Annotated in this window: 13 protein-coding genes; 3 read left to right on the top strand and 10 right to left on the bottom strand. The window is 72.6% G+C overall.

The window, feature by feature from the left end:
• Positions 1-135 precede the first annotated feature (135 nt).
• The 7 genes from truB to rimP all read right to left on the bottom strand — a co-directional run bounded on the left by truB (position 136) and on the right by rimP (position 7,153).
• Positions 136-1,041, bottom strand: a complete 906-nt coding sequence (gene truB / locus ACWCV9_RS04590; protein WP_385839611.1) for a tRNA pseudouridine(55) synthase TruB — start codon at positions 1,039-1,041, stop codon at positions 136-138.
• Entirely contained in the window at positions 1,038-1,487 is a 450-nt protein-coding gene (gene rbfA, locus ACWCV9_RS04595; protein ID WP_450784271.1) for a 30S ribosome-binding factor RbfA, read from the bottom strand. Before rbfA ends, truB begins: the two co-directional genes overlap by 4 nt.
• 56 nt (positions 1,488-1,543) lie before the next feature.
• The gene (locus tag ACWCV9_RS04600) at positions 1,544-1,837 is read right to left on the bottom strand and encodes a DUF503 domain-containing protein (RefSeq protein ID WP_385839613.1); all 294 of its coding nucleotides are present in this window, start codon (positions 1,835-1,837) and stop codon (positions 1,544-1,546) included.
• Between the two features lie 161 nt (positions 1,838-1,998).
• Entirely contained in the window at positions 1,999-5,082 is a 3,084-nt protein-coding gene (gene infB / locus ACWCV9_RS04605; RefSeq protein WP_450784272.1) for a translation initiation factor IF-2, read from the bottom strand.
• 144 nt (positions 5,083-5,226) lie between these two features.
• Positions 5,227-5,523: a YlxR family protein gene (locus tag ACWCV9_RS04610; RefSeq protein WP_450784273.1), complete on the bottom strand. Its 297-nt coding sequence runs from the start codon at positions 5,521-5,523 to the stop codon at positions 5,227-5,229.
• Between the two features lie 122 nt (positions 5,524-5,645).
• On the bottom strand, positions 5,646-6,632 hold the full coding sequence (nusA, locus tag ACWCV9_RS04615) for a transcription termination factor NusA (protein ID WP_385839617.1): 987 nt from the start codon (positions 6,630-6,632) through the stop codon (positions 5,646-5,648).
• A gap of 2 nt (positions 6,633-6,634) precedes the next feature.
• Positions 6,635-7,153 carry a ribosome maturation factor RimP gene (gene rimP / locus ACWCV9_RS04620; RefSeq protein ID WP_385839618.1) on the bottom strand — a complete coding sequence of 173 codons (519 nt, stop codon included), beginning with the start codon at positions 7,151-7,153 and terminating at the stop codon, positions 6,635-6,637.
• Positions 7,154-7,389: 236 nt separating this feature from the next.
• Between rimP and ACWCV9_RS04625 the strand changes: the two genes are divergently transcribed.
• The 3 genes from ACWCV9_RS04625 to ACWCV9_RS04635 all read left to right on the top strand — a co-directional run bounded on the left by ACWCV9_RS04625 (position 7,390) and on the right by ACWCV9_RS04635 (position 9,532).
• Complete coding sequence (locus ACWCV9_RS04625; RefSeq protein ID WP_450784274.1) at positions 7,390-7,899, top strand: hypothetical protein; 510 nt, start codon at positions 7,390-7,392, stop codon at positions 7,897-7,899.
• A 168-nt stretch (positions 7,900-8,067) separates the two neighbouring features.
• Positions 8,068-8,580, top strand: coding sequence for a ferritin-like domain-containing protein (locus ACWCV9_RS04630; protein ID WP_450784275.1), 513 nt, complete (start codon positions 8,068-8,070; stop codon positions 8,578-8,580).
• A gap of 52 nt (positions 8,581-8,632) precedes the next feature.
• Positions 8,633-9,532 carry an aminoglycoside phosphotransferase family protein gene (locus ACWCV9_RS04635; RefSeq protein WP_450784276.1) on the top strand — a complete coding sequence of 300 codons (900 nt, stop codon included), beginning with the start codon at positions 8,633-8,635 and terminating at the stop codon, positions 9,530-9,532.
• A 78-nt stretch (positions 9,533-9,610) separates the two neighbouring features.
• Here ACWCV9_RS04635 and ACWCV9_RS04640 read toward each other — a convergent pair whose 3' ends face one another.
• The 3 genes from ACWCV9_RS04640 to ACWCV9_RS04650 all read right to left on the bottom strand — a co-directional run bounded on the left by ACWCV9_RS04640 (position 9,611) and on the right by ACWCV9_RS04650 (position 13,029).
• A complete protein-coding gene (locus tag ACWCV9_RS04640; RefSeq protein WP_385839623.1) occupies positions 9,611-11,314 on the bottom strand; it encodes a proline--tRNA ligase in 1,704 nt (567 codons plus the stop codon).
• Positions 11,315-11,575: 261 nt separating this feature from the next.
• On the bottom strand, positions 11,576-12,106 hold the full coding sequence (locus ACWCV9_RS04645; RefSeq protein ID WP_450784277.1) for a GNAT family N-acetyltransferase: 531 nt from the start codon (positions 12,104-12,106) through the stop codon (positions 11,576-11,578).
• A 74-nt stretch (positions 12,107-12,180) separates the two neighbouring features.
• On the bottom strand, positions 12,181-13,029 hold the full coding sequence (locus tag ACWCV9_RS04650) for a GNAT family N-acetyltransferase (protein ID WP_450784278.1): 849 nt from the start codon (positions 13,027-13,029) through the stop codon (positions 12,181-12,183).
• Positions 13,030-13,176: the final 147 nt, after the last annotated feature.

Genomic DNA, 13,176 nt, shown 5'->3' on the forward strand with positions numbered 1-13,176 from the left:
GGATAACCCTAGGGGAGGGGGAACCGAGGGGGGACCGTGGAGCGGCGGCAGGGGCCCGACCCCGTGGCCGGCCGCCGCTCCACGGACAGCGCTCCCCGCCGGGGGGGCGCCGTCCGTGGGCGGGGCGGGCGTGGGTCAGCCGAAGACGGCCAGGCTCTTGGCCTTGCCCTTGTGCTGCTCGACGAGCGCCAGGAAGCGGCCCTGGGGGTCGAAGACGGCGACCGGGCCGGCGCCCGCGTACTCGTCGGGCATCTCCAGGCGGACACCGTTCAGCAGCAGCCGGCCGCGCTTGGCGTCCACCTGCCAGCGCGGGAAGGCGGCTCCGGCGGCCTCGGCGACCGGCATCACGGTCAGCTCCTGCTGGAGCTGGTCCAGCGTCCTCGCCGCGTCCAGCTTGTACGGCCCGACCCGGGTGCGGCGCAGCGCGGTGAGATGGCCGCCGACGCCGAGGTCGGCGCCGAGGTCGCGGGCGAGGGCACGGATGTAGGTGCCGGAGGAGCAGACCACGGAGACGACCAGGTCCAGGACCTGGGTGCCGTCGTCGGCGACGGCGTCCCGGACGTCGTAGACCGCGAAGGAGGAGACGGTGACCGGGCGGGCCGGGATCTCGAAGTCCTCGCCCTCGCGGGCCCGCTTGTACGACCGTACGCCGTCGATCTTGATGGCGCTGACCTTGGACGGCACCTGCATGATCTCGCCGGTCAGCTTGGCGATGCCGGCGTCGATGGCGTCCCGGGTGATCTTGGTGGCGTCGGTGGACGAGGTGATCTCGCCCTCGGCGTCGTCGGTGACCGTGTTCTGGCCCAGGCGGATGGTGCCCAGGTACTCCTTCTCGGTCAGCGCGAGGTGGCCGAGAAGCTTGGTGGCGCGTTCGACACCGAGGACCAGGACGCCGGTCGCCATCGGGTCGAGGGTGCCGGCATGGCCGACGCGGCGGGTCCTGGCGATCCCGCGCATCTTGGCGACCACGTCGTGCGAAGTGAAGCCCGACGGCTTGTCGACGATGACAAGGCCGTCGGGCGGGGTGGGCTTGCTGGTCATTCGGCGGTGTCGTCCGTCTCGTCGTCGCCCGGCTTCCGGTACGGGTCCGCACCGGCCGCGTAGGCGGCGCCCGCGGAGGCCTCGCGGACCTTCGCGTCGGACTGCCGGGCCTTGTCGAGGAGGTCCTCGATGGTCCGGGCGGTGTCCGGCAGGGCGTCCGCGACGAAGGTCAGGGTCGGCGTGAACTTCACACCGGCGGCCCTGCCGACCTCCGAGCGGAGGATGCCCTTGGCGCTCTCCAGGCCGGCGGCCGCGGCCGCGCGCTCCTCGTCGTCGCCGTAGACCGTGTAGAAGACGGTCGCCTCCCGCAGATCACCCGTGACCCGGGTGTCCGTGATGGTGACGTGCGAGCCGAGCCGCGGGTCCTTGATCCCGCGTTGCAGCTTCTGGGCCACCACCTCCCGGATGAGGTCCGCCAGCCTTTTCGCCCGAGCGTTGTCGGCCACTGGTCCGTCTCCCGTTCTTTCTTCTTCGTGCGTTTCGTGATCTGGTCGTCGGGTGGTCAGTCGTCCTCGCCGTGGAAGCGCCGTCGGACGGACAGCAGCTCCACTTCGGGGCGGCCGGCGACCAGCCGTTCACACCGGTCGAGTACGTCGCTGAGATGCCCCGCGTCGCCGGAGACCATCGCAAGACCGATGACGGCCCGGCGATGGAGGTTCATGTGGTCCACCTCGGCCGCGCTCACCGCGTACTTCCGCTGGAGGTCGGCGACGATCGGGCGGACGACGGAGCGCTTCTCCTTCAGCGAGTGGACGTCGCCGAGGAGGATGTCGAAGGACAGAGTCCCCACGTACATGTGTGTAACCGGTTCACCCGCCGGTACGGGATCGATGGCCTCGGAGCCACGGTACCGCCTGGCTGCCGGTGTCTCGACCGGGTTTGTCGGCGTCCCCCGGGAACGCCGAGCTGGCCGGCGGGACCGTGATCCCGCCGGCCAGCTTCAGTCACCTCGGGCCGTTACGCCCGCGGCTTCTCCCGCATCTCGTACGTCGCGATGACGTCGTCGACCTTGATGTCGTTGAAGTTGCCGAGGTTGATACCGCCCTCGTAGCCTTCGCGGATCTCGGTGACGTCGTCCTTGAAGCGACGCAGGCCCTCGATGTTGAGGTTCTCCGCGACCACCTTGCCGTCGCGGATGAGGCGCGCCTTGGTGTTGCGCTTGACCTCGCCCGAGCGGATGAGGACACCGGCGATGTTGCCCAGCTTGGACGACTTGAAGACCTCGCGGATCTCCGCCGTACCCAGCTCGACCTCTTCGTACTCCGGCTTGAGCATGCCCTTGAGGGCCGCCTCGATCTCCTCGATCGCCTGGTAGATGACCGAGTAGTACCGGACGTCCACACCCTCGCGCTCGGCCATCTGCGCCGCGCGGCCGGCCGCGCGGACGTTGAAGCCGATCACGATGGCGTCGGAGCCCATCGCCAGGTCGATGTCGGACTCCGTGACCGCACCGACGCCGCGGTGCAGGACGCGGATGTCGACCTCTTCGCCGACGTCCAGCTGGAGCAGGGAGGACTCCAGGGCCTCGACGGAACCAGAAGCGTCACCCTTGATGATCAGGTTCAGCTGCTGGACCTCGCCGGCCTTGAGCACCTTGTCCAGGTCCTCCAGGGACACGCGGCGCGTGCGCTTGGCGAAGGCCGCGTTGCGCTCACGGGCGGCACGCTTCTCGGCGATCTGACGGGCCGTACGGTCCTCGTCGACCACCAGGAAGTTGTCACCCGCACCCGGGACGTTGGTCAGGCCCAGGACCTGGACCGGCGTCGACGGGCCGGCCTCGGCGACGTTGTTGCCGTTGTCGTCGAGCATGGCGCGGACCCGGCCGTAGGCGTCGCCCACGACCATCGTGTCGCCGACCCGCAGCGTGCCTCGCTGGACGAGGACCGTCGCCACGGCACCACGGCCGCGGTCGAGGCGGGACTCGATCGAGATGCCCTGCGCGTCCTGGTTCGGGTTGGCCCGCAGGTCGAGCGAGGCGTCGGCCGTGAGGATCACGGCCTCCAGCAGCGAGTCGATGTGCAGACCCTGCTTGGCGGAGATGTCGACGAACATGGTGTCGCCGCCGTACTCCTCGGCCACCAGGCCGTACTCGGTCAGCTGACCACGCACCTTGGTCGGGTCGGCACCCTCGACGTCGATCTTGTTCACCGCGACCACGATCGGCACGTCGGCCGCCTTGGCGTGGTTGAGCGCCTCGACCGTCTGCGGCATGACGCCGTCGTTGGCCGCGACGACCAGGATCGCGATGTCGGTCGACTTCGCACCGCGGGCACGCATGGCGGTGAACGCCTCGTGACCCGGGGTGTCGATGAAGGTGATCTTGCGCTCTTCGTCGTTGACCTCGGTCGCGACCTGGTAGGCACCGATGTGCTGGGTGATGCCGCCGGCCTCGCCCGCGATGACGTTCGTCTTGCGGATCGCGTCGAGCAGTCGGGTCTTACCGTGGTCGACGTGACCCATGACGGTCACCACCGGCGGACGGACGACCAGGTCCTCGTCGGAGCCCTCGTCCTCGCCGAACTCGATGTCGAAGGACTCGAGCAGCTCGCGGTCCTCCTCCTCCGGGCTGACGACCTGAACCGTGTAGTTCATCTCGTCGGCGAGGAGGTGAAGAGTCTCGTCGGAGACGGACTGCGTGGCAGTGACCATCTCGCCGAGGTTCATCATGACCGCGACGAGCGACGCCGGGTTGGCGTTGATCTTCTCCGCGAAGTCGGTGAGCGACGCGCCGCGGGAGAGACGGATGGTCTCGCCGTTGCCGCGCGGCAGCATCACGCCGCCGACGCTCGGGGCCTGCATGGCCTCGTACTCCTGGCGCCTCTGCCGCTTCGACTTGCGGCCACGACGCGCGGGACCACCGGGACGGCCGAAGGCACCCTGCGTGCCACCGCGGCCACCGGGACCGCCGGGACGGCCACCGAAGCCGGGACGGCCACCGCCGCCACCGGCGCCCGGACCACCCGGACGGCCGGCGAAGCCGCCGCCACCGCCGCCGCCACCGGGACGACCGGCGAAGCCACCGCCACCGCCACCGGGACGACCGGCGAAGCCACCGCCACCGGGACGACCGCCGCCGCCACCGGGACGACCGCCTGCACCGGGACCGCGGCCGCCGGGGCCACCGCCGCCCGGACGCGGGCCGGCAGCGGGACGCTGCGGCATCATGCCGGGGTTCGGACGCGGACCGGCCGGGCCGGGACGCGGGCCGCCGCCCTGCGGGCGGGGCATGCCGGCCGGGGTCGGCCGGGGACCGCCGGGAGCCTGCGGACGCGGACCGCCGCCCTGGGCGCCGGGCGCCTGCGGACGGGGACCGGCGCCGGGGGCACCGGGGCCGCCGGGACGCGGACCGCCCTGCGGGCGCGGGGCCTGCGGACGGGCCATGCCGGCGTTGCCGCCGGAGGTGAAGGGGTTGTTGCCCGGGCGCGGACCGGACGGACGGGCACCCGGACGCGGGGCCTGGCCGGGACGCTGACCGCCCTGGCCCGGACGGGCCGCCTGGCCCTGGCCGGGAGCGGCCGGACGGGCGCCACCGGGCTTGGGAGCGCCGGGACGGCCACCGCCGCCGGGACGCGGACCCTGCGCGGCCGGGGCCTGCGGGGTCTGAGCGGCCGGAGCAGCCGGCGGAGCGGTGAACTCCGGGGCGGCCGGGGCCGGACGCGGCGCGGGCTTGGGGCCCGGCACCGGACGCGGACCGGGGGTCGCCGCGGGGGCCGCGGGCGCGGCCGGAGCCGACGGGGCCGCGGGCTGCTGGGCCGCGGGCGTCACCGGCTTGGGGGCGCCCGGCTTCGGGGCAGCCGGACGTGCCGCCTGCGCCGGGGCGGGCGCGGCGGGCTTGGGGGCGGCCTTGCGCGGGGCGGGCTTGCCGGCGGACTTGCCGTTGCCACCGCCCTGGAAGGCGTCGGTCAGCTTGCGTACAACGGGCGCTTCGATGGTCGAAGACGCCGAACGGACGAATTCACCGAGCTCCTGGAGCTTGGCCATGACGACCTTGCTCTCTACTCCGAACTCCTTGGCGAGTTCGTAAACCCGGACCTTAGCCACTTCGCTCCTTTGAGGTCCGGGTGAAGCCGGACCGTCGCTAGTTCATGGGCGTACTCATCGCGTACTCATCGAGTGCTCATCGCAATCTCGACCTGCTTTCGACTCGCGAGGTACCAGACCGCACGGTGATCCGTGCGGTACGTCTTACGGCGTTGCCTGCTCGGCAACTGTCGTCTGCTCGACGTGCTGGCGCAACGCCTTTGTGTCGAGCGGTCCCGGGACGCGCAGTGCCCGCGGGAACGCCCGGCGGCGTACCGCCTGGTCGAAACAGACCAGGGCGGGGTGTACGTACGCACCCCGGCCGGGCAGCGTACCGCGAGGATCGGGGACGCATGCGTCCTCGATCACCACGATCCGCAGGAGATCACTCTTGGCCGTCCGCTCCCGGCACCCCACACAGGTGCGTTCAGGGCATGCTCCGGCGTGCGTCCGGCCAGACACGGTTAAGTCTACCTCCCCGTAGCGACCTCACTCCTATGGGGCAAAGATCGAACGGCTGTTGTCGTGATCTCAACGGCCTGCGGCCGGGATTCATTCCCCGCGGGGGTCCCCGGCCGCCTCCGTCATTCCCCGGCCTGCTCGGTGTCGGGCCGGATGTCGATGCGCCAGCCGGTGAGGCGGGCGGCGAGGCGGGCGTTCTGCCCCTCCTTGCCGATCGCCAGGCTGAGCTGGTAGTCCGGCACGGTCACCCGGGCGGAGCGGGTGGCCATGTCGACAACCTCCACCTTGCTCACCCGAGCGGGTGACAGGGCGTTCGCCACCATCTCGGCCGGGTCGTCCGACCAGTCGACGATGTCGATCTTCTCGCCGTTCAGCTCGCCCATGACATTGCGCACACGGCCGCCCATGGGGCCGATGCACGCGCCCTTGGCGTTCAGGCCCGAACGGGTGGACCGTACGGCGATCTTGGTGCGGTGACCGGCCTCACGGGCGATCGCCGCGATCTCGACGGAGCCGTCGGCGATCTCCGGCACCTCCAGGGCGAAGAGCTTCTTCACCAGGTTGGGGTGGGTCCGGGAGAGGGTCACGGAGGGGCCGCGGACGCCCTTGGCCACCCGGACGACGTAGGACCGCAGGCGCATGCCGTGCGGGTACGTCTCGCCGGGCACCTGCTCCTGCACCGGCAGGATGGCCTCCAGCTTGCCGATGTCGACCAGCACGTTCTTCGGGTCGCGGCCCTGCTGGACCACACCGGTGACGATGTCGCCCTCGCGGCCGGCGTACTCGCCGAGCGTCGCGTCGTCCTCCGCGTCCCGCAGTCGTTGCAGGATCACCTGCTTGGCGGTGGTGGCGGCGATCCGTCCGAAGCCCGACGGGGTGTCGTCGAACTCGCGCGGCTCCTGCCCCTCCTCCAGGTCCTCGGGGTCCTCCTTCGCCCACACGGTCACATGCCCGGTCTCCCGGTTGAGCTCCACGCGCGCGTGTCGGCGGCTTCCCTCGGTGCGGTGGTAGGCGATGAGGAGGGCCGACTCGATCGCTTCGACCAGCAGGTCGAAGGAGATCTCCTTCTCCCGGACCAAGCCCCGCAGGGCGCTCATGTCGATGTCCACGGCTACGCCTCCTCTTCTTCCTTCATGTCCTTCTTGTCCGCTTTGTCCTTGCGGTTGAACTCGACCTGCACGCGCGCCTTCGCGATCTCCGGGAAGCCGAGCCTGCGGCTGGTGGCCTTGCGGCCCTTGACTCCGGGGACCTCGACGTCGATGCCGTCCTCGTCCACCGTCAGGATCCGGGCGAGCAGCTCGCCGCCCTCGGTCAGCTGGAACTTCACGAGCCGGTCGGTGGCGCGGACGAAGTGCCGGTGCTCGGTGAGGAGGCGCTCGGCGCCGGGGGTTCCGACCTCCAGGTCGTACGCGCCCTCGCCCATCGCGTTGGTCTCGTCGAGCTTCGCCGAGAGCGCACGGCTCACATCGGCGATCGTGTCCAGATCCGCTCCGTTGTCGGAATCGACGACCACGCGCAGCACTCGCTTGCGTCCCACGGAGTCCACGGCGATCTCTTCGAGATCCAGCCCTTGCGAGGTGACGAGCGGTTCGAGCAGCTCTCGCAGCCTCTCGCTCTGGGTGGTGCTCATCCGGGTGACTCCTCGGCCGCGTGTGCTGTTGTGGGATGGGTCGCGTGTCTGCTCAAAGGGTATCCGGTCGCGGGGAGTGTTGCGTCCTGCCTCCCGCGGCCGGCGGTGCGGGCAGCGGCTCGGTCGAGCAGCGCCGCGGAGCCGGTGACATCACGCCACGGGATGCGCGGGTACCGTGATCACGGCGGGCCGGTCTCCCGCCCGTGTGTTCGTACGAGCCCCCGAGGACGTCAGCCGTGCCGTACCCCCCGCCGCCGCGCATCCCCTCGGGGCCGCGCAGAAGAACCCTGCTCGCCTCGGCCGCCGGGGCCGCCCTGCTGGCCGGCTGCTCGGCCGACCCGGACTCCGGCACCGATGCCGCCACGGCGGCCGCCGACCGGGTACGCGCGCGTGCGGCACGGGACAGCCAGGCGCTGCTGGCGCAGTACGACGCGACCCTCACGGCCCATCCGGGGCTCGCGGAGCGGCTGCGCCCGCTGCGCGCGGAGGTCGCGGCCCACGCGGCGGCCTTCACGAGCGGTACGACGCCCACGCCGAGCGCGTCGGCGTCGGCGTCTCCCTCCCCCGCCCCGGTGCCGGCCACCGAGCGGGCCGCGCTCGCCGGGCTGGCCGCGGCCGAGCGGGACCTCGCCGACCGGCGGGCCAAGGAACTGCTGGACGTGCCGGGCGAGACGGCCCGGCTGCTGGCCTCCGTGGCCGCCGCCGGCGCCGCGCACGCCTACCTGCTGACGGAGGGGGCGAAGTGACCGAGCGGACCGAGCACACGGCGGTGCACGGCCAGGCGGCCGCGAGCACCGCGCACAGCTGCCTGCCCACCAAGGAGGCGAAGTGACCGAGCGGACCGAGCACACGGCGGCATACGGCCAGGCGGCCACCAGCACCGCACACAGCTGCCTGCCCACCAAGGAGGCCAAGTGAGCCAGCGGCCGGAGAAGAAGAAGGCGGAGCCGGGCGAGCTGACCGCGCTCCAGGCGGCCCTCGCGGCCGAGCACGCGGCGGTGTACGGCTATGGCGTCGTCGGCGGACAGATCGGCCCGCGGCGGCGCACCGAGGCCCGGGCCGCGTACGACGCCCACCGGGCCCGCCGGGACGCGCTCAGCCGCCAGGTGCGCGATCTGGGCGGCGAGCCGGTGCCCGCGAGCGCCGCGTACGCGCTGCCGTTCCCGGTGCGGGACCCGGCGGACGCCGTCACGCTGGCCGCACGGCTGGAGCAGCGGGTGGCCGGGGTCTACTCGGACCTGGTGCGGGCGGCGACCGGCGCGCGGCGCGCGGACGCGGCCGCGGCGCTGCGGGAGGCCGCGGTGCGGGCGGTGCGCTGGAGCGGGCGGAGCGTAGCCTTCCCTGGGCTCGCCGAGCGGGGCGGCGAGGACACCGGCGCGGCCGGCCCGACGGGGTCGCCCTCGGCCTCGGCTTCCCCCGCGCCGTGAGTGCGCGTAGGACGGTATGACGGGACCCCGACGGGAAGGGAACGACTCGCGCATGGCTTTCGAACCGCCGCAGCGCCTGGTGAGGGCGCTCGGTGAGACGGCACCGGCCGGCGACGACTGGCTGGCCCGGCTGCCCGGGACGGCCGAAGAGGCCGTCGCCCGGCGCGAGTTGACCGTCGAGCGGGTGCAGGTGCCGGGCGGCCGCAGCAGCCTCGTGGTGCTGGTGCGGCGGGCCGACGGCACCCCGGCCGTACTGAAGCTGGCCCCGCCGCGGGCCCGTCCGGGCAGTGAGCGGGCGGCGCTGGCGCAGTGGGGCGGGCTGGGTGCCGTACAGCTGCTGGAGGCGGAGCCGGAGGAGGGGGTGCTGCTGCTGGAGCGGCTGCACCCGGATGTGTCGGTGCGCTCGCTGCCGGAGGCGAAGGCCCTGCTGGAGGCGGCGGGCACGCTGCGCCGGCTGTGGGTGGAGCCGCCGTCCGGGGAGGTCTTCGAGACCGTCGCGGAGCGCACCGGGCGGCAGGCGGCGGCGATGCGGGCGGGCGCCGAGTCCGCGCCCGAGGTGGCGCCGCTGGTGGACGCGGCGCTCGCGGCGCGCGAGGAGCTGCTGGCCGCGCCGCCCGAGCGGCGGCTGCTGCACGGCACGTTCCGGCAGAGCAAGGTGCTGGCCGGGGAGCGGATGCCGTGGCTGGCGGTGGGGCCGGACCCGGTGGTCGGCGAGTGCGCGTTCGATCTGGCGCGGCTGGTGCGGGACCGGGTGGAGGACCTGATCGCGACGCCGTCCGGGGCCGCGACGACGCGCCGCCGGATCAAGCGGCTCGCCGAGTCGCTGGAGGTGGACCAGGAGCGGTTGCGCGGCTGGACGCTGTTCCGGGCGGTGGAGTCCGGGGTGCGGGCGCTCCGCGTGGGCCGGCCGCAGGACGCGGAGCTGCTGCTGGAGTTCGCGGGCTGGCTCTAGGGTCTCCCCCGACGCCCGACGCCCGGTGCCCGGTGCGGGCCCGCGCCCCCGGAGAGGGGCGCGGGGACCGGACGGTGGTCAGGCCGTCAGGCGGGCGATCGCGTCCTCGACCGACAGCTCCTCGCGCTCGCCGGTCTTGCGGTCCTTCAGTTCCAGGACGCCCTCGCCGGAGCGGCGGCCGGCGACCAGGATCTGCGGTACGCCGATCAGCTCGGCGTCCGTGAACTTCACGCCCGGGGAGACGCCGGCCCGGTCGTCCACCAGGACCCGGACGCCCGCCGCGGCGAGCTTCTCGGCGACGTCGAGGGCCAGCTCGGTCTGGAGCGCCTTGCCCGCGGCGACGACGTGCACATCGGCCGGGGCGATCTCCTTGGGCCAGACCAGGCCGTGCTCGTCGGCGCTCTGCTCGGCGATGGCCGCGACCGCGCGGGAGACGCCGATGCCGTAGGAGCCCATGGTGACCCGGACCGGCTTGCCGTTCTGGCCGAGGACGTCGAGCTTGAGGGCGTCGGTGTACTTGCGGCCCAGCTGGAAGATGTGGCCGATCTCGATGGCGCGGTCCAGCTTCAGGCCGGTGCCGCACTTGGGGCAGGGGTCGCCCTCCTGGACCACGACCACGTCCACGTACGCGTCGACCTGGAAGTCACGGCCGGCGACGACGTTCCTGGCGTGCGTGTGCTCCTTGTTGGCGCCGGTGATCCAGGCGGTGCCGGGGGCGACGCGCGGGTCGGCGAGGTACTTCACCTTCTCGCCCAGGCCCTGCGGACCGACATAGCCGCGGACCAGGTCGGGGCGGCCGGCGAAGTCGGCCTCGGTGACCATCTCGACGGTGGCCGGGGCGAAGTGCGCCTCGACCTTGTCCAGGTCGACCTCGCGGTCGCCGGGCACGCCCACGGCGACGATCTCGCCGTCCACCTTGACCAGCAGGTTCTTCAGCGTGGCGGAGGCCGGGACGCCGAGCGAGGCGGCCAGGGTCTCGATGGTCGGGGTGTCGGGGGTGGGGATCTCCTCCAGCGCGGGCACCGCCGAGCCGTCGACCTCCTTCAGCCCGTAGGTGATCGCCTCGGTGTTGGCGGCGAAGTCGCAGTTCGGGCAGTCGGCGAAGGTGTCCTCGCCGGCCTCGGCCGGGGCCAGGAACTCCTCCGACTTCGAGCCGCCCATGGCGCCCGCGGTGGCCGCGCAGATCCGGTAGTCCAGGCCGAGGCGCTCGAAGATCCGCTGGTAGGCCTGGCGGTGCAGGGCGTACGACTGGGCGAGGCCCTCGTCCTCCAGGTCGAAGGAGTACGAGTCCTTCATCAGGAACTCGCGGCCGCGCAGGATGCCGGCGCGGGGGCGGGCCTCGTCGCGGAACTTGGTCTGGATCTGGTAGAGGATCACCGGCAGGTCCTTGTAGGACGTGCACTGGTCCTTGACCAGGAGGGTGAAGATCTCCTCGTGCGTCGGACCGAGCAGGTAGTCGCCGCCCTTGCGGTCCTTGAGCCGGAACAGCTCCTGGCCGTACTCGTCCCAGCGGCCGGTGGCCTCGTACGGCTCACGGGGCAGCAGCGCGGGAAGGGTGACCTCCTGCGCGCCGATGGCGTCCATCTCCTCGCGGACGATCCGCTCCACGTTGGAGAGGACCTTCTTGCCGAGGGGCAGCCAGCTCCAGATGCCGGCGGCGGTGCGGCGGACGTAGCCGGCGCGGACGAGGAGCTTGTGGCTGAGGACCTCGGCGTCCGCCGGGTCGTCGCGCAGCGTCTTCGCCATCAACTGGGACATGCGCTGGACCGGTGCGTTCGCCATGGTTCTCGTACTCCTGCCAAGAAAACGGTGATGGCAAGGAGGTTAGCCGGGCCGACTGCGGGGGTGGAAATCGGTTAGGGCCTTTCTTTCGGATCAGGTCGGCTGCGGTGGCGGTGCCTTTTCGGCCGACCCGAGCGGGGTCTGGTGCGTGCAGATGCAAGGCGGAGGGCCGAGTCGACGCGGAGCGTCGGGGAGGGACGACAACGCAGCAGATGTGCGTGCCAGACCCCGCTCGGGTCGGCAAGATCCGAAAGAGAGGCCCTAACGCCTGCGGAGCGGCAGCGGGGCGCCCATCACCGCGTACGGCCGCGGCGCGCTCGGGAAGTGCACCTGGCGGGCGAGGTCGGCGTAGCCGAGGGAGTGGTAGAGGCCGCGGGCGGGGCTGTCGGTGTCGATCGCGGAGAGGATCGAGCGCGGCTCGGTGGCGCTGTCGGTGATGGTGGTGATCAGGCTGCGGCCGATGCCCCGGTTCTGGTGGTCGGGGTGGACGTGCAGCTCGGTGATGACGAAGGAGTCGTCCAGCCAGTACTCGTTGCCGCCCGCGCGCAGGTACGGCTCCACGACCGTGGACCACCAGTGGGTGCGGGAGTTGGGCATGCCGTAGACGAACCCGACGAGACGGCCGCCGACGGTCGCGCCGAGGGCGCGGGCGCCCGGGAACTGCATATGGCGCTGGACGATCTGCCGGCGTACGGCCACTTCGTCGGGGCCGAGGCCGAAGGCGACGGCCTGGACCGCCAAGGCCTCGTCGACATGGGCGGAGAGGTCCAGCGGGCCGATCACGAGGTCCATGCGGGGAGCGTACAGGGAAGCGGGCGCGCGCGGTCCGGGTCGGCGGCCGGCCGTCCGGGCCGCCGGCGTCCGTTTCAGAAGAGCACGCTCATGAAGGCGCCGACCTCCTGGAAGCCCACCCTGCGGTACGTCCTGCGCGCCGCCGTGTTGAAGTCGTTCACGTACAGGCTGACCACGGGGGCCACGTCCGCGAGGGCGTAGCGCAGGACCGCCGCCATGCCGGGGGCGGCGAGGCCCCTGCCCCGGTACTCCGGGGCCACCCAGACGCCCTGGATCTGGCAGGCCCGGTGGGTGGCGGCGCCGATCTCCGCCTTGAAGACGACCTTGCCGTCGTCGTCGACCCGGGCGAAGGAGCGGCCGGAGCCGACGAGTTCGGCGACCCGGGCCTGGTACAGCAGGCCGCCGTCCCCGGCCAGCGGCGAGACGCCGACCTCCTCGGTGAACATCGCCACGCACGCCGGCATGATCGTCTCCATCTCGTCCTTGCGGACGCGGCGGACGTAGGGGTCCGGGGCGATGTCGGCGGGCATCCGGTCGGTGATCATCAGCGGCTGGTGGGCGCGGACCTCGCGGGCCGGACCCCAGTGCGGCTCCAGCAGGCGCCACAGCGCGGCGGTGGATTCGGCGGGGCCGACGATGGAGGAGCAGCGGCGGCCCGCCCGGCGCGCGCGGTCCGCGAAGGCGCGGACGGCGCGCGGGGTGGCGCAGATCGGGACGAGGTTGGCGCCCGCGTAGCACAGCGACGTGAGCATGCCGTCCTCGTACCAGCCCCACATCTCGCCGCCGAGGCGCCAGGGGTCGAGGCCCGCGACCTGGACCCGGGAGGTCACGAAGGCGTTGGCCACCGGCTCGCGGTCGAGGACCGCGAGCGCGGCGTCAAGGTCGCTCGGTTCGAGCACCCGGGAGGTGGTCTGGGTCAACACGTACGGGGCCTCACCGTGGGGTTCCGCTGATCCTCCGCACTATAGCTGCGCTGCTTGGGCGGTGCGCCTTCTGGCTCGGGGCACTTTGTGCGTGGGCGGGTTCCGGTGGTCCGTGGCCGGTCGCGCCCACGCGGCGGAGCCTGAAGG

It is taken from the genome of Streptomyces sp. NPDC001606 (assembly GCF_053596835.1).

Excerpts from the sequence above, each read along its gene's own strand:
- truB (WP_385839611.1), bottom strand. The coding sequence starts at position 1,041 with ATGACCAGCAAGCCCACCCCGCCCGACGGCCTTGTCATCGTCGACAAG.
- ACWCV9_RS04600 (WP_385839613.1), bottom strand. The coding sequence starts at position 1,837 with ATGTACGTGGGGACTCTGTCCTTCGACATCCTCCTCGGCGACGTCCAC.
- rimP (WP_385839618.1), bottom strand. The coding sequence starts at position 7,153 with ATGAGCACCACCCAGAGCGAGAGGCTGCGAGAGCTGCTCGAACCGCTC.
- ACWCV9_RS04640 (WP_385839623.1), bottom strand. The coding sequence starts at position 11,314 with ATGGCGAACGCACCGGTCCAGCGCATGTCCCAGTTGATGGCGAAGACG.
- ACWCV9_RS04635 (WP_450784276.1), top strand. The coding sequence starts at position 8,633 with ATGGCTTTCGAACCGCCGCAGCGCCTGGTGAGGGCGCTCGGTGAGACG.
- ACWCV9_RS04645 (WP_450784277.1), bottom strand. The coding sequence starts at position 12,106 with ATGGACCTCGTGATCGGCCCGCTGGACCTCTCCGCCCATGTCGACGAG.